The sequence below is a fragment of the Cupriavidus sp. 05T313 genome (assembly GCF_056396665.1).
Map to the genome: position 1 here is coordinate 1 of NZ_JBFTLX010000167.1, position 15,396 is coordinate 15,396.

The 15,396-nt window shown below is 67.6% G+C and carries 14 protein-coding genes; 6 read left to right on the plus strand and 8 right to left on the minus strand.

What is annotated here, in order from left to right; translation table 11 throughout:
- Positions 1 to 32 precede the first annotated feature (32 nt).
- From AC1DKD_RS28365 to AC1DKD_RS28390, 6 genes are all read right to left on the minus strand, one after another.
- On the minus strand, positions 33 to 260 hold the full coding sequence (locus AC1DKD_RS28365; protein ID WP_011297045.1) for a sulfurtransferase TusA family protein: 228 nt from the start codon (positions 258 to 260) through the stop codon (positions 33 to 35).
- Positions 261 to 341: 81 nt separating this feature from the next.
- Positions 342 to 929: an NUDIX domain-containing protein gene (locus tag AC1DKD_RS28370; protein WP_477143977.1), complete on the minus strand. Its 588-nt coding sequence runs from the start codon at positions 927 to 929 to the stop codon at positions 342 to 344.
- Between the two features lie 44 nt (positions 930 to 973).
- Positions 974 to 2,005: a threonine aldolase family protein gene (locus AC1DKD_RS28375; protein WP_441631592.1), complete on the minus strand. Its 1,032-nt coding sequence runs from the start codon at positions 2,003 to 2,005 to the stop codon at positions 974 to 976.
- A 120-nt stretch (positions 2,006 to 2,125) separates the two neighbouring features.
- Positions 2,126 to 2,314, minus strand: coding sequence for a 4-oxalocrotonate tautomerase (locus tag AC1DKD_RS28380; RefSeq protein WP_035866483.1), 189 nt, complete (start codon positions 2,312 to 2,314; stop codon positions 2,126 to 2,128).
- Positions 2,315 to 2,397: 83 nt separating this feature from the next.
- Entirely contained in the window at positions 2,398 to 3,171 is a 774-nt protein-coding gene (locus tag AC1DKD_RS28385; protein WP_477102297.1) for a class II aldolase/adducin family protein, read from the minus strand.
- A 123-nt stretch (positions 3,172 to 3,294) separates the two neighbouring features.
- The gene (locus AC1DKD_RS28390) at positions 3,295 to 4,515 is read right to left on the minus strand and encodes a YbfB/YjiJ family MFS transporter (RefSeq protein ID WP_477111853.1); all 1,221 of its coding nucleotides are present in this window, start codon (positions 4,513 to 4,515) and stop codon (positions 3,295 to 3,297) included.
- Positions 4,516 to 4,710: 195 nt separating this feature from the next.
- On the opposite strand from AC1DKD_RS28390, the gene AC1DKD_RS28395 reads away from it, so the two are divergent.
- The 3 genes from AC1DKD_RS28395 (at position 4,711) to AC1DKD_RS28405 (ending at position 7,913) form a co-directional block, all read left to right on the plus strand.
- Positions 4,711 to 5,589: a LysR family transcriptional regulator gene (locus tag AC1DKD_RS28395; RefSeq protein ID WP_477111854.1), complete on the plus strand. Its 879-nt coding sequence runs from the start codon at positions 4,711 to 4,713 to the stop codon at positions 5,587 to 5,589.
- Between the two features lie 105 nt (positions 5,590 to 5,694).
- Entirely contained in the window at positions 5,695 to 7,149 is a 1,455-nt protein-coding gene (locus tag AC1DKD_RS28400) for an NfeD family protein (RefSeq protein ID WP_441636571.1), read from the plus strand.
- Positions 7,150 to 7,151: 2 nt separating this feature from the next.
- Positions 7,152 to 7,913: a slipin family protein gene (locus AC1DKD_RS28405; protein WP_477111855.1), complete on the plus strand. Its 762-nt coding sequence runs from the start codon at positions 7,152 to 7,154 to the stop codon at positions 7,911 to 7,913.
- 147 nt (positions 7,914 to 8,060) lie between these two features.
- Here AC1DKD_RS28405 and alaS read toward each other — a convergent pair whose 3' ends face one another.
- A complete protein-coding gene (gene alaS / locus AC1DKD_RS28410; RefSeq protein ID WP_477111856.1) occupies positions 8,061 to 10,685 on the minus strand; it encodes an alanine--tRNA ligase in 2,625 nt (874 codons plus the stop codon).
- Between the two features lie 330 nt (positions 10,686 to 11,015).
- Here alaS and AC1DKD_RS28415 point away from each other — a divergent pair, with 330 nt between their 5' ends.
- The 3 genes from AC1DKD_RS28415 (at position 11,016) to AC1DKD_RS28425 (ending at position 13,934) form a co-directional block, all read left to right on the plus strand.
- A complete protein-coding gene (locus tag AC1DKD_RS28415; RefSeq protein ID WP_441636565.1) occupies positions 11,016 to 12,236 on the plus strand; it encodes a CaiB/BaiF CoA transferase family protein in 1,221 nt (406 codons plus the stop codon).
- Positions 12,237 to 12,367: 131 nt separating this feature from the next.
- Positions 12,368 to 12,823, plus strand: a complete 456-nt coding sequence (locus AC1DKD_RS28420) for a DUF2214 family protein (RefSeq protein WP_477143978.1) — start codon at positions 12,368 to 12,370, stop codon at positions 12,821 to 12,823.
- An 88-nt stretch (positions 12,824 to 12,911) separates the two neighbouring features.
- On the plus strand, positions 12,912 to 13,934 hold the full coding sequence (locus AC1DKD_RS28425; protein WP_441636561.1) for a tripartite tricarboxylate transporter substrate binding protein: 1,023 nt from the start codon (positions 12,912 to 12,914) through the stop codon (positions 13,932 to 13,934).
- 86 nt (positions 13,935 to 14,020) lie between these two features.
- Here AC1DKD_RS28425 and AC1DKD_RS28430 read toward each other — a convergent pair.
- A partial coding sequence (locus AC1DKD_RS28430) for a potassium/proton antiporter (RefSeq protein WP_477143979.1) occupies positions 14,021 to 15,396 on the minus strand: 1,376 nt, incomplete at its 5' end.

Below are 15,396 nucleotides of genomic sequence, written 5' to 3' on the forward strand. Positions count from 1 at the left end.
GCTTTTTTCATGGCGACGGCACTGAACCGGATTTAGCGCCTGCGCATGTAGAACACAAACACCTTGTCGACTTCCTGATGCGACAGCAGTTCGTTGCCGGTCTGCTTGGCAAAAGCCTGGAAATCGCGCGTGGCGCCGGGGTCGGTGGCAAGCACCTTGAGCACGTCGCCGCTGGCCATGTCGGCCAGCGCCTTCTTGGTACGCAGGATCGGCAGCGGGCAGTTCAGCCCCCGCGCATCCACTTCTTTCTGGAACTCCATTCCTCTCTTCCTTGGTTCAGGGCTTTCAGGGCCTGTCATGACCGTCGTGGCCACGGCAGCCATGCCTGCCTCTATCGATGTCTATGACCGGTATTGTAGCGAAATGCCCGGCACTCCCAAGCCATCGCGCCGGCGCGGATCGGGAATGTCCTCGCCGGTCTGGCGATCGAAGAAACGCACCGGATGCCCGCGCGAGGCCAGCCAGTCCGCCACCGCGAAGCCCGTGCCCGCCGACCAGATCCGCATGTCCTCGGGCGCCACCAGCTTGTAGTCGGCCAGCTCCTCCGACAGCGCGATCTCGCCGCTCGCCTGCACATGGTAGGCAATGATCAGCTCGTTCTTGCGCATGAACTCGTRGACGCCGATCAGCGATACCGATTGCGCGTCGAGGTTGGTTTCCTCCTTCAGCTCGCGCGCCACGCCCTGCTCCGGCGTTTCGTCACGTTCCAGGAAACCGGTCACCAGCGCAAACATTTTCTCCGGCCAGGCGGCGTTGCGCGCCAGCAGCAGCTTGCCTTCGTATTCCACCACTGCGGCAAGCACCGGCAGCGGATTGTTCCAGTGGACAAAGCCGCACTCTGGCTGAATGCAGGCATCGCGCTCGCGGCCGGAGTGCGGCAGCAATTCCAGCGGCGAGCCGCATTGCGGACAGTATCGGTAGACGGACATGCGGGGGCTCCTTCCTTTATGTGGTCTTGTTATGGTGGGCGCGTTCAGGCGCCGCAGGCAATGCGCATATCGGCCGCCAGCGCCTCGACGGTCTCCGGCTGCAGATCCCACGCGCACATGAAGCGGCAGCCGCCGGCACCGATAAAGGTGTAGAAGCGCCAGCCCTTGGCACGCAGGGCCTCGATCGCGGGAATCGGCAACTCGGCAAAGACCGCGTTGGACTCGGTCGGGAACATGATGCGCACGCCGGGAATGCCGGCGATACGCTGGTGCAGCAACTGCGCCATGGCGTTGGCGTGGCGGGCGTTGCCCAGCCACACGTCGTTCTCCAGCAAGCCCAGCCACGGCGCCGAGATAAAGCGCATCTTGGAGGCCAGCTGCCCGGCCTGCTTGACGCGGTAGGCGAAATCCTCGGCCAGCTTGCGGTCGAAGAAGACCACCGCCTCGCCCACCGGCAGGCCGTTCTTGGTGCCGCCGAAGCACAGCACGTCGACACCCGCGCGCCAGGTGATCTCCGACGGATGCACCCCGAGCGAAGCCACGGCGTTGGCAAAGCGAGCGCCATCCATGTGCACGCGCAACTGGCGACGCTTGGCGATGGCGGCGATGGCGCGAATCTCCTCCACCGTGTACACCGTGCCAACCTCGGTCGACTGCGTCAGCGACACCACCTTGGGCTTGGGATAGTGGATATCGGAGCGGCGCGTGACCAACGCTTCGATCGCGTCAGGCGTGAGCTTGCCGTTGGCGCCCGGCGCGGTCAGCAGCTTGGAGCCGTTGGAGAAAAACTCCGGACCGCCGCACTCGTCGGTCTCGATGTGCGCCAGCTCATGGCAAATCACTGAATGGTACGACTGGCACAGCGCCGACAACGCCAGCGAATTCGCCGCTGTGCCGTTGAAGACGAAGAACACCTCGCAGTCGGTCTGGAACAGATCGCGGATGCGGTCGCAGACTTTCTGCGTCCACGAATCGTCGCCGTAGGCCTGTTCGTGGCCGCTGCCGTTGGCTTCGAGGAAATACTTGAGCGATTCCGGACAGAAGCCGGCGTAGTTGTCGGAGGCGAAATGCTGCATGGGGAAATCCGTGGCGGGTGGCGAGGCGCGAGCCGCTGGCGTTGGGGCTTGTGGCCTTTGGCCTGGCGGCTGGCTGGTTTGAAGCTGGCTCCGGTCTGGCTTGCCGTGGCCTGGCGTGGCTTATTTCTTGTCAGCCCACAGTTCCCCGCCGGTGGCCCAGTTCTCGCGCTTGATGTCGGTAATGATGATATCCACGGCCGAGGCCGAGCAGCCGAGCGTTTCGCAGGTAACGCGGGTGACTTCCTCGACCAGCTTGCGCTTTTGCTCGATGGTGCGGCCTTCGAAGAGTTCTACATGGTAAGTCGGCATGGTTTGATTCCTGTTGTCTGGTTATATTGCCGGGCCTGGGGATGCGGGGTGGACGCGCATCCCGACCGACGGGCCCGGGTCCGTCAATCGCGGTACGAACCATCGATTCTATCCAGTTTGCGCAACAACGATGGCCATTCCAGCGCGCCTTCGACGGCGCCGTCGTCGTGAAGCTGCTCGGAAGCCCGTTGCGCCAGCGCGTGCGGCGGCTGCACGACCTGTCCGCCGGCCTGCGCGCCCAGCTGGATCTCGCACGCCTTGATGAGGGTCGCCATCAGCACATAAGCCTCGGCCACGGTCCGGCCCACCGTCAGCGTGCCGTGGTTGCGCAGCAGCATGGCGGGATGCTGGCCCAGCGAAGCGGTCAGCCGCGCGCCCTCGGCGGGCGTGAAAGCCAGCCCCTCGTAGTCGTGGCAAGCCAGGCGGCCATAGAAACGCATGGCATGTTGCGACAGCGCCAGCAGGCCGCAGGCCTGGGCCGATACCGACACGCCGGCGCTGTTGTGCAGGTGCATCACGCACACCGCATCCGGGCGCGCGGCATGCACCGCGCCGTGCAGCGCGAAGCCGGTGACATTGACGGGATGCGCGCTTTCGCCCACCACCTCGCCACGCCCGTTGATCTTGACCAGGTCGCTAGCGCGGATCTCATCGAAGGCAAAACCGAAGGGATTGATCAGGAAGTGACCGGGCTCGCCAGGCACGGTGGCCGAGATATGCGTGTAGATCAGGTCATCCCAGCCCTGCAGGGCGCACAGGCGGTAAGCCGCGGCCAGGTCGGCGCGCATGCGCAGTTCGGCCTGCGTGGCGGGCTGGGTGGCGCCCGCGGCACGGGCGGGCTGCAAGGCAAAGGACATGGACGGTCTCCTGCGCCGCCCCGCGCGCCGGTTCTGCCAACCGGCACCGTGGACGGCGAAGGCGATACTGTAGCGCAAGCCAGGTGCGGCGTCAGGGCGTCCCGCAACGGCCCGGCCCCGCCCTCACGCCGCGGCCGGGGTGGACTCCGTCCGGCTCATCCAGGCGAAGATCGCGCCCCCCAGCAGCAGGGCCGCGACCGCGCAGCACAGCGAAGCCGCGAAGCCGCCGCTGCGCGCCACCAGGGCCGTGGCCAGCGGCGGCCCGACGATCTGGCCGAGGCCATAGCTGGCGGTCATCAGGCCCATCAGGCGCTGCGCCTGCGCGCCCCACAGCCGCCGTGCCTCGCGCATGGCGAACGACACCAGCGCGTTGAAAGGCAGCCCCGCCAGCATGCTGCTGAGCGCGAAGCCGGCCACCGTCGGCCAGACCACCGCGATGGCCACGCCGATCGCCTGCATGGCATAGGTAAAGGCCAGCAGCCGGCGATTGTCGCGCTCCGTGCTGACGCGCGAGGCCACGAAGGCGCCGATGATCACGCCCACGCCGAAGATGGGCCAGAACAGGTCGGCCCATAGCGAGCCCGGCATGGCCTGGCGCGCGATCACAGGCAGGAAGGTGGCGGTAATGATGTAGCCGAATCCGGCCAGGCCATAGGCCAGCGTGAGCAGCCAGGTCTCGCGGTTCAGCCGCGGCGCCGGTGGCGCCAGCGCGGCCGGTCCGCCGGCGTGCGCGCCGCGCGGCGCCGGCGTGAAGATGTGCCAGGTCGCACCAACCAGCAGCACCGCGAGCACGCCGAAGGCCAGCCAGCCCCAGCTGGCTCGCCAGCCGGCACTCACCATGGCGAAGGCCGAGACACCAGTAAAGACAATACCGATCCCCGGCCCGCAAAAGATCACGCCGCCCAGCGGTGCCCTGCCCAGTTCGGCCAGCCGGTGCATGCACCAGGCCGAGCCGTAGACCATGACCAGCGCGCTGGCCACGCCGGCCGCGGCGCGCCACAGCCCCCAGGCCGCCATGCCGCCGGGGGCGGCCATGCCGAGCGTCAGCAGCACAGTGGCAACCAGCCCGCAGCGGACCATGCGCGCCGGATCGGGACGGATGAACAGGCAGGCTGCGGCGCCGGCGAAGTATCCCAGGTAGTTCAGCGTGGCGAGCCAGCCGCCCTCTCCCAGCGTGACGCTGCCGTCGTGCAGCATCATGGGCAGTAGCGGCGTAAAGGCGAAGCGGCCGATGCCCATTGCCACGCCCAGCGCCGCCAGGCCCGCCAGCGCCACGGCCCAGACTCCGGGCTGCGTACTAACCGGCGCAATGGCGCTGACAAGCTGACGGTCGGCGCTGCTCATCTACGCGCGCGCCCGGTGGAGGGCGATGGAGAGTGTCGAGTTCATGGCAGCATGCTACGCTCGGATCGGCAAACCAAAAAATGAATAATTGAGAACACAATCATCTTCATTCAAGATGATTCCGCTGCGTATGCGGCAACCAGCCGCTACCACTCGTCACCACCCGCTTCCGCCTACCTGTCAATGGAGATCGCAATGGACCTGGCCTCCCTGGAGATCTTCCGCGCCGTGGTCGAGGAAGGCGGCGTCACGCGCGCCGCCGCCCGCCTGCACCGCGTGCAATCCAACGTCACCACCCGCATCCGGCAACTGGAAAGCTCGCTCGGCGTCGAGCTGTTCCTGCGCGACGGCAAGCGCATGGTGCTGACGCCCGCCGGAAAAACCTTGTTCGACTACGCCCGGCGCGTGCTGGACCTGGCCGAAGAAGCGCGCCAGGCTGTACTGCCAGCCAAGCCGCAAGGCCGCCTGCGCATCGCCTCGATGGAAAGCACGGCGGCCAGCCGCCTGCCCGCCGTGCTGGCTGCCTATCACCAGGCCTGGCCGGATGTGCAGCTCGAACTGGTGACCTGCACCACGCGCCAGGCCATGCAGGCGCTGGCGCGCTTCGAGGTGGACTGCGCCTTTGTGGCCGAGCCCCTGGATGACCCCGCGCTGGCGTGGCTGCCCGCGTACCAGGAGGAACTGGTCCTGGTCGCGCGCGAGCGCCACGCGCCCATCCACAGCGCCGCCGACCTGGAAAACCGCACCATGCTGGCCTTCGAATCCGGCTGCAACTACCGCGCGCGGCTGGAAGCCTGGTTTGGCGCCAGCGACAGCCTGCCGCGCCGGGTGCTGGAGCTCGGCTCCTACCACGCCATCATTGCCTGCGCCGCCGCTGGCATTGGCGTGGCCATTGTGCCGCGCTCGGTACTTGGCCTGTACCGCGACCTGCCCAAGATCAGCATCCACGGCCTCGGCCCGGCCGGCCAGGTCTGCACACTGCTGGCCTGGCATCCGGCCATGGCCAGCACCGCGCTGGGTGCGCTGGCCGACACGTTCCGCGCGTCGCAGCCTGGCCTCGCCGCGGCGGCCTGAGTCCATTCGCCACGCAACGCGGCTGGCGCACACCGGCAAGATGTGCCCGGTCGCCTACACTGGAAGTGGCGCCGCGTTTGCACCCCTCGTGCCGGCGTCACTGCCATGAAGCATGCCCAGATGCTCTTTCGATGGCTTGCCGCCGGCCTCTTGCTAGCCGTTGCCGCGGCCGTGGCCACGCCCGCCACGCCAGCCAACGCGCAGGCAAGTGCCCCTGAGCCGGCGTCCACGACCGCCCCCACGGCAGCCAGCATCGCCAATGCCAGGGCGCCCGTCGTCGTGATCGCCCTGAAAGGCGCGGTCGGCCCGGCCAGCGCCAGCTTCATCCTGCGCGGCATGACGCGCGCGCGCGAGGCCGGCGCCCAGTTGATCGTGCTGGAGATGGACACGCCGGGCGGGCTGGACCTGTCGATGCGCGAGATCATCCAGGCCATCCTGGCCTCGCCGATACCGGTGGCAAGCTATGTCTATCCAGGCGGCGCGCGCGCGGCCAGCGCCGGCACCTACATCCTCTATGCCAGCCATATCGCGGCGATGGCGCCGGGCACCAATCTTGGCGCCGCCAGCCCGGTGCAGATCGGCATCGGCGGGCCGCAAAAGCCGGAAACCGCACCGGCCTCGGCGCCCGCGAGCGCGCCGCCGCAAGACGTCATGGAGCGCAAGCAGATGCATGACGCCTCGGCCTATATCCGCGGCCTGGCGCAACTGCGCGGGCGCAATGCCGAGTGGGGCGAGCGCGCGGTCCGCGAGGCGGTCAGCCTGTCTGCGAATGAAGCCGTGACGCAGCATGTTGCCGATCTGATCGCACCCGACCTGCCCGCCCTGCTGCGCGCCGTGGATGGGCGCCGCATCCAGGCGGCCGGTGCGGAGCGCGTGCTGCGCACCGCGCAGGCGCCGGTGCAGGTGCTGGAACCGGACTGGCGCGACAACTTCCTGGGGGTCATCACGGATCCCAGCGTGGCGCTGATCCTGATGATGGCCGGCATCTACGGCCTGATCTTCGAGTTTTCCACCCCGGGCATGGTGGTGCCCGGCGTAGGCGGCGCGATCTGCCTGCTGCTGGCGCTGTTCGCGCTGCATATGCTGCCGGTCAGTTACGCGGGGCTGGGGCTGATTGCACTGGGCATCGGCTGCATGGTGGCCGAGTTGTACCTGCCGACCTTTGGCGCACTGGGCGTGGGCGGCATCATCGCTTTCATCTTCGGTGCGGTGATGCTGATCGACACCGACGTGCCCGGCTTCGGCATTCCGCTGTGGCTGATCGGCAGCCTGGCCCTGGCCAGCGCGCTGTTCCTGTTCGCGGTCTGGACGCTGCTCTGGCGCGCGCGCCGCATGCCTTCGATCAACGGCGGCGATGCCTTGATCGGTACGCCCGGCGTGGTGCTGGAAGACCTCTGGGACGATGGCTGGGCCGAAGTGCGCGGCGAACGCTGGCAGGTGCACAGCGCCATGCCGCTGGCGCGCGGCCAGCACGTGCTGGTCATCGGGCGCCACGGGCTGCTGCTCGAGGTACGGGCCACGGACGCGGCCCCGATTCAATCATCCACCCAAGGAGCTTGATCATGGCATTCGGATTCAGCGCAGGCGGTCTGGTCTTCCTGATAGCCCTGCTGATCGTTTCGTCCATCCGCGTGCTGCGCGAGTACGAGCGCGGCGTGGTGTTCATGCTGGGGCGCTTCTGGAGGGTCAAGGGGCCGGGGCTGGTGATCCTGATCCCGGCGGTGCAGCAGATGGTGCGCGTGGACTTGCGCACGGTGGTGATGGACGTGCCGCCGCAGGACGTGATCTCGCGCGACAACGTGTCGGTCAAGGTGAACGCGGTGGTGTACTTCCGCGTGATCGACCCGGAGCGGGCCATCATCCAGGTAGCGAATTTCCTCGAAGCCACCAGCCAGCTGGCGCAGACCACACTGCGCTCGGTGCTGGGCAAGCACGAACTCGACGAGATGCTGGCGGAGCGCGAGCAGCTCAATATCGATATCCAGAAAGCGCTGGATGCCCAGACCGATAGCTGGGGCATCAAGGTGTCCAACGTGGAGATCAAGCACGTCGACCTCAATGAATCCATGATCCGCGCCATCGCGCGCCAGGCCGAGGCCGAGCGCGAACGGCGCGCCAAGGTGATTCATGCGGAGGGGGAATTGCAGGCTTCGGTGAAGCTGCTCGAGGCGGCGCAGATGCTGGCGAAGGAGCCGCAGGCAATGCAGTTGCGCTACCTGCAGACGCTGACGCAGATCGCGGGGGACAAGAGTTCGACGATCGTGTTTCCGCTGCCGATCGACATCCTGACGCTCGTGGGGAAGCTGAGCCGCGCGTCGACGTAAAAAAAGCGCCGGGGGCGCCTTTTCGATGCTGCGGGGGATTCAGACTCCTGCCGGTTTGCTCCCTCTCCCCCTGAGGGGAGAGGGAGAGACAGCCGGCGGATGGTGTTGACCCAGCCAGTCGGCTTCGTTTCAAGCCTCGGCGTTGCCTCAGACCTTGGCCGCCACCCACTCGCCGACGCCAGCCAGCGCCTTGGGCAGATTGGCCGGCTCCGTGCCGCCGGCCTGCGCCATGTCCGGACGGCCGCCGCCCTTGCCGCCGACCTGCTGCGCGACAAAGTTGACCAGCTCGCCGGCCTTGACCCTGCCAGTGGCATCGGCGGTAACACCGGCGATCAGGCTGACCTTGCCGTCGGCCACGGCGCCCAGCACGATGGCCGCGGTGCCCAGCTTGTCCTTGAGCTTGTCCATGGTCTCGCGCAGCGTCTTGACGTCGGCGCCGTCAAGCTGGGCTGCCAGCACCTTGATGCCCTTGACGTCGATGGCCTGCGCCGCCAGCTCGTCGCCCTGCGAGGCGGCCAGCTTGCTCTTGAGGCGTTCCAGCTCCTTCTCCAGCGCGCGCACCTGTTCCTGCACCTGGCCGATACGCGGCACCAGCTCGGACGGTTGCGCCTTGAGCGCGGCGGCGGCTTCGTTCAGCTTGGCGTCCAGCGCCTGCAGGTAGTGCAGCGCGTTATCGCCGGTGATGGCTTCGACGCGGCGGATACCCGCTGCCACGCCGCCTTCCATCACGATCTTGAACACGCCGATATCGCCGGTGCGGGTCACGTGGGTGCCGCCGCAAAGTTCCTTGGAGCTGCCGATCGACAGCACCCGCACGTCGTCGGCGTACTTCTCGCCGAACAGCGCCATGGCGCCGCTCTTGACGGCGTCGTCGAAGGGCATGACTTCGGCGCCGGTGGCCGCGTTCTGCAGGATCTCGGCGTTGACGATTTCCTCCACGCGGCGGATCTGCTCGTCGGTCATCGCGGCATTGTGCGAGAAGTCGAAGCGGGTCTTGTCGGCATCGACCAGCGAGCCCTTCTGCTGCACGTGGCTGCCCAGCACTTCACGCAAGGCCTTGTGCATCAGGTGGGTGGCCGAGTGGTTGCGCACGGTGCGCGCGCGGCGCTGCGCATCGACCTGCGCGGTAACGCTGTCGCCCACCTTGAGCGCGCCGCCCGCCAGGGTGCCCTGGTGGCCGAACACGTCGGCCTGCACCTTGGTGGTGTCGGCCACGGTGAAGACGGCATCGCCGTTCTTCAGTTCGCCCTGGTCGCCGGCCTGGCCGCCGGACTCGGCGTAGAACGGCGTGTTGTCGAGCACCACCACGCCGGTCTGGCCGGGCTGCATGGTGTCCACGGCGGCGCCATCCACATACAGCGCGGTGATCTTCGCGCCGTCCACGCCCAGCTTCTCGTAGCCGTGGAAGGTGGTCTTGTCGCCCTTGTACTCCAGGCCGGCCGCCATCTTGAACTTGCCGGCCGCACGGGCCTGCTCGCGCTGGCGGTTCATGGCCGCGTCGAAGGCGGCTTCGTCCACCGTCAGTTCCTGCTCGCGGCACACGTCCTGCGTCAGGTCCAGCGGGAAGCCAAAGGTATCGTGCAGCTTGAAGGCGAGTTCGCCGTCGAGCACCTTGCCGCCCTTGAGCTTGATATCGGCCAGTGCGGCATCGAGGATGGACATGCCGTTCTCGATGGTCTCGAAGAAGCGCTCTTCCTCGGCCTTGAGCACTTCCACCACACGCGATTCGGCCTCGGCCAGCTCCGGATAGGCTTCGCCCATCTGCGCCACCAGGTCGGCTACCAGCTTGTGGAAGAACGGCGTCTTCTGGCCCAGCTTGTAGCCGTGGCGGATGGCGCGGCGGATGATACGGCGCAGCACGTAGCCGCGGCCTTCATTGCCGGGGATCACGCCGTCGACGATCAGGAAGGCGCAGGCACGGATGTGGTCGGCGATGACCTTGAGCGAGTTCTGGTTGAGGTTGTCGGTATGGGTCTCGCGCGCGGCACCCTTGATCAGCGCCTGGAACAGGTCGATCTCATAGTTGCTGTGCACGTGCTGCAGCACCGCGGCGATACGCTCCAGGCCCATGCCGGTGTCGACGCAGGGCTTGGGCAGGCGCGGCATATTGCCTTGCTCGTCCCGGTTGAACTGCATGAACACCAGGTTCCAGATCTCGATGTAGCGGTCGCCGTCTTCCTCCGGCGATCCCGGCGGGCCGCCCCACACTTCCGGGCCGTGGTCGTAGAAGATTTCCGAGCAGGGGCCGCAGGGGCCGGTGTCCGCCATCTGCCAGAAGTTGTCCGAGGCATAGCGCGCGCCCTTGTTGTCGCCGATGCGCACGATGCGCTCCGCCGGCACGCCGACTTCCTTGGCCCAGATGTCGTAGGCTTCGTCGTCTTCCGCGTACACCGTGACCCACAGCTTCTCGGCCGGCAGCTGGTAGACCTTGGTCAGCAGCTCCCATGCGTACTGGATGGCCTCGCGCTTGAAATAATCGCCAAACGAGAAGTTGCCGAGCATTTCAAAGAAGGTGTGGTGACGCGCGGTGTAACCCACGTTCTCCAGGTCGTTGTGCTTGCCGCCGGCGCGCACCGAACGCTGCGACGAGGTCGCGCGGGTGTAGGGGCGCTTGTCGGTGCCCAGGAACACGTCCTTGAACTGCACCATGCCGGAATTGGTGAACAGCAACGTCGGATCGTTCCCCGGCACCAGGCTGGACGAGCGGACCACGGTATGGCCCTTCGATTCGAAGTACTGCAGGAACTTGCTGCGGATGTCGGAGACTTTCATGTTCTGGGCAGGGCGTCCGGCGGCGTGGCAGGGCGCTGTCGGTCAAGATGGAGGATTTGCAAACCATTGATTATACGGGGAAGCCCCGCCGCGCGGCAGCCCGCCGGGGATTCGTCGCGCGCGGCCCGCGGCGCCCCGCCCCGGCACACTCCCCGCATGGCGCGATGTGCTCCCGGCGGCGTGCCGGTGGTAAAGTGCTGGCTGTCCCTGCCGGACGCCCCCGGGCCGGTTTCACGCCTGCCCCGACTGCCCCGCAAGCCGCCGCCCAGACAGACGGCGGGGCCGCCCGGCCTTCCCTTTGCCACTCTTGCCGGATCCGCATCACACCCCATGGGAGCTTTAAGCCACCTCCGCGTCCTCGACCTGACCCGTGTTCTCGCCGGGCCCTGGTGCGCCCAGAACCTAGCCGACTTCGGCGCCGACGTGATCAAGATCGAGCGCCCCGGCGCCGGCGACGACACCCGCACCTGGGGCCCGCCCTGGCTGCAGGACGGCGCGGGCCGCGATACCGCGGAGGCCGCCTACTACCTGGCGGCCAACCGCAACAAGCGCTCGGTCACCTGCGACATCAGCACGCCCGAAGGCCAGGAACTGGTGCGCGCGCTGGCCGCCCAGAGCGATGTGGTGCTGGAGAACTACAAGGTCGGCCAACTGAAGAAGTACGGCCTGGACTACGACTCGCTCAAGGCGATCAAGCCGGACCTGATCTATTGCTCGGTGACGGGCTTCGGCCAGACCGGTCCCTACGCGGCCCGCCCCGGTTACGACTTCATCATCCAGGGCATGGGCGGCTTCATGAGCCTGACCGGCGAGCGCGACGACCTGCCCGGCGGCGGCCCGCAGAAGGCCGGCGTGGCCATCTCCGACCTGATGACCGGCCAGTACGCCACCATCGCCGTGCTGGCCGCGCTGGCCCACCGCGAGCGTACGGGCGAAGGCCAGTACATCGACATGGCCCTGCTCGACGTGCAGGTGGCCATGCTGGCCAACATGAATACCAATTACCTGGCCAGCGGCGTGGCGCCCAGGCGCTGGGGCAACGCGCACCCCAACATCGTCCCCTACCAGACCTTCCAGGCCGCCGATGGCTGGATCATCGTCGCGGTGGGCAATGACGGGCAGTTCCGCAAGTTCGTCGCCGCCGGCGGGCGCCCCGAGCTGGCCGACGATCCGCGCTTCGCCACCAACCCGCAGCGCGTGGCGCACCGCGACGTGCTGGTGCCGATCATCGCCGAGATGGTCAGACCGCGCACCCGCGCCCAGTGGATCCTCGACCTGGAAGCCGCCGGCGTCCCCTGCGGCCCGATCAATACCCTGGACGACGTGTTCGACGATGCCCAGGTCAAGGCGCGCGGCCTGCGCGTGGACCTGCCGCACCCCAGCGCCGGCGAAGTCAAGCTGGTGGGCAGCCCGATCAAGATGAGCGCGACGCCACCCGAAGCCGTGCGCCACCCGCCGCTGCTGGGCGAACACACGGATGCCGTGCTCGGCGACATGCTGGGCTATACGCCGGAGCAGATTGCCGCACTGCGCGCCAAGGGCGTGCTGTAAGTCAGGCATGGCCGCCTGCGCCGCTCCGGCGGCGCGGGCGGAAAGTTGCAGTAGCCGTAGCGAAACAAGCAGAGAACCTTACCCTGTGCGCGCCGGCGTCCGGCGCGTGCCCCACCAAGAGAGGAGTTTGGATGCTGACCGACGCCCTGCTGGCCTTCCTGCACTTTACTTTCATCTTCCTGCTGATCGCCCTGATGACCGCCGAGGCCGTCGTGCTGCGGCCCGGCATGACCCCGGCCACGCTCAGGCGGCTCTCGGTCTACGACCTGMTCTACTTCCTGTCSGCCATGGYGGTGCTSGCSACCGGCCTGCTGCGGCTGTTCTACGGCGCCAAGGGCGCGCAGTTCTACCTGCACAACCCGTGGTTCCACGCCAAGATCACTGTGTTCGTAGTGATTGCGCTGTGCTCGCTGCCGCCCACCTTCGCCATCCAGCGCTGGCGCCGTCAGGCGCGCAGCCTGCCGGACTTCGTGCCGATGCCGGCCGAGCTGAAATCCGCCCGGCGCTGGGTCATGATCGAGGCCCACCTGCTGATCCTGCTGCCGCTATGCGCGGTGATGATGGCGCGCGGCATCGGCATGAAGTAGGCTCCGCCAGCTTGTAAACGAGATTCCCAGCCGCCAGGCCCAGGCCGCCTCGCGCGCCCAGATTCCCAATCCCTACCGACGCATCCCCATGTTCAAGCAAAAACTTGCCGCGGCGCTGTTCGCCGCAGCCCTGCCCGCCATTGGCATCCTTGGCGCCATCGGCGCGGCGCCAGCCGCCGCCGCGGCCGCCTACCCGGTCAAGCCCCTCAAGTTCGTGGTGCCCTACCCGGCCGGCGGCCCGCTCGACACCGTGGCGCGCGCCATCGGCGACAAACTCAAGGACAGCCTTGGCCAGCCCGTCGTGGTGGAAAACCGCCCCGGCGCCGGCGGCAATATCGGTGCCGACTACGTGGCCAAGCAGCCCGCCGACGGCTACACGATCGTGATGGGCGCGGTAGCCACCCACGCCATCAACCCGACGTTGTTCGCCAGGATGCCTTACGACCCGGTTAAGGACTTCAGCCCGATCACGCTGGTGGCCGACGTGCCCAACGTGCTGGTCATGCATCCCGGCAAGGCCGCCGAGCTGCATATCGGCAATGTGCGCGAGCTGGTGGAGTACGCGCGCAAGAACCCCGGCAAACTGGACTATGCCTCGGGCGGCAACGGCAGCGCCGGCCACCTGTCCGGCGAGTTGTTCAAGAGCCTGGCCAGGGTGAGCATGGTTCACATTCCCTATAACGGCGCGTCRCCCGCGCAGTTGTCGGTGCTGTCCGGGCAGACCGACATGATCTTCGACAACCTCGCCTCGGCCTCGGCCAATATCAAGGCCGGCAAGCTCAAGGCGTTTGCCGTCACCACCGCCACGCGTGCCGCCGCCTTCCCCGAGTTGCCGACCATTGCGGAGGCTGGCAAAGGCTTGGGGCTGGAGGGCTTTGACATCTCCACGTGGTTCGGCGTGTTCGCGCCGGCCAATACGCCGAAGGAGATCGTCGACCGTCTCAACCACGAGATCGTGGCCATCCTCAAGACCGACGACATGAAGGCCAGGCTGGCCCGGATTGGCGCCCAGCCGGCGCCGACCACGCCGGAGCAGTTCGGGGCGCTGGTGCAGCGTGAGTTGAAGAAGTATGCGCAGATCGTCAAGGTGTCTGGTGCCAAGGTGGACTGATCCGCCAGGCAAAACGCAGCCCCTTGAATGAAAAACGGCCCGCGCGGGCCGTTTTTCATTCCTGCTCGGGGCGTCCCCGCCAGCCGTCAGGACACCTCCGGACTGGTCGCGCCGGACTCCGCGCGCGGCAGCAGCAAGCCCACCTGGATGATGCGTGGCCCGTCCATGCGCGTCACGGTCAGCTTCAATCCAGCGATCTCCACCGCGTCGCCCTCCACCGGCGGCGACGTAAATGCCTTCTGCATGGCAGCTTCCAGCGTCCGGGCGGCTTCGTCGGCGCTCAGCTCCCGCGTACCGTAAAGCCCCGCCACATCCCGCAGCATGGCCTCCCCGGACAAGAGGAAATCATGGCTTGCCTTGCCCCAGGCCGGCGCCGGCCCGGGGCGGTGGAACAGCAGCGCCAGCATCGGCACGCTGGTGGCAGGCGCCAGGATGGCAACCACGTCGCCGGCCGCCAGCATGGTCTGCTCGGGTGCTACCAGGGCCTTGTCGCGCACCACCGTCAGCAAGCGGCAGCGCGGCGGCAACTCAAGCTGGTCGCCGCGCAGGTTCTCGGTGGGGGAATCCGCCCCGACCCTGAACTGCATCACCTCCAGCGCCGGCCCATGGGTGCCGTGCAGGCGCGCGCGGGCCAGCGGCTCGGGATAGGCGGGCCGCAACACACGCGCCAGCCGTGCCGCCAGCGGCACGGTGGTGCCCTGCAGCAGCAGGCTGGCCAGCACCACCGCAAACGCAATGCGAAACAGCAGCCCGGAGTCCGGCATGCCCTGCAGCATCGGGAACAGCGCCAGCACGATGGGCACGGCCCCGCGCAAGCCCATCCACGCCACGAAGCCCTTCTCGCGCGCGCTGAAACGGAACGGCAGCAGCGCCAGCCAGACTGCCGCCGGGCGCGCCACCAGCATGAGGAAGGCCGCCACCGCCACCGCCGGCAGCGCCACTTCCCAGATCCGGTGGGGCGCCACCAGCAGGCCAAGCAGCAGGAACATCGCGGACTGCGACAGCCAGGCCATGCCATCCATCGCCCGCATGGTGTCGGCGCTGACCGCACGGTCGCGGTTGCCCACCAGGATGCCGGTCAGGTAGACCGCCAGGAAGCCGCTGCCGCCCGCGGTCTGCACGATCGCGAACACCATGGCACCGCCAGAGCACAGCAGGATGGCCTGCAAGCCTTCGGCCACGCGCATGCGCTCCATCACATTGGCCAGGCAGTAGCCCAACCCGAGCCCGAGCAAGCCGCCCACCCCAAACTGCACCAGCAGGCGCCACACCAGCGCGCCGGGGCTCAGGCCGGCGGGCGCGGCGATCCAGTCGATCAGCGTCAGGGTCAGGAAGATGGCCATCGGGTCGTTGATGCCGGACTCGATCTCCAGCACGCTGGCGACCCGCTCCTTGAGCCGGATGCCGCTGGTATTGAGCAGCGAGAACACCGCCGCGGCATCGGTCGAGCCCACGATGGCGC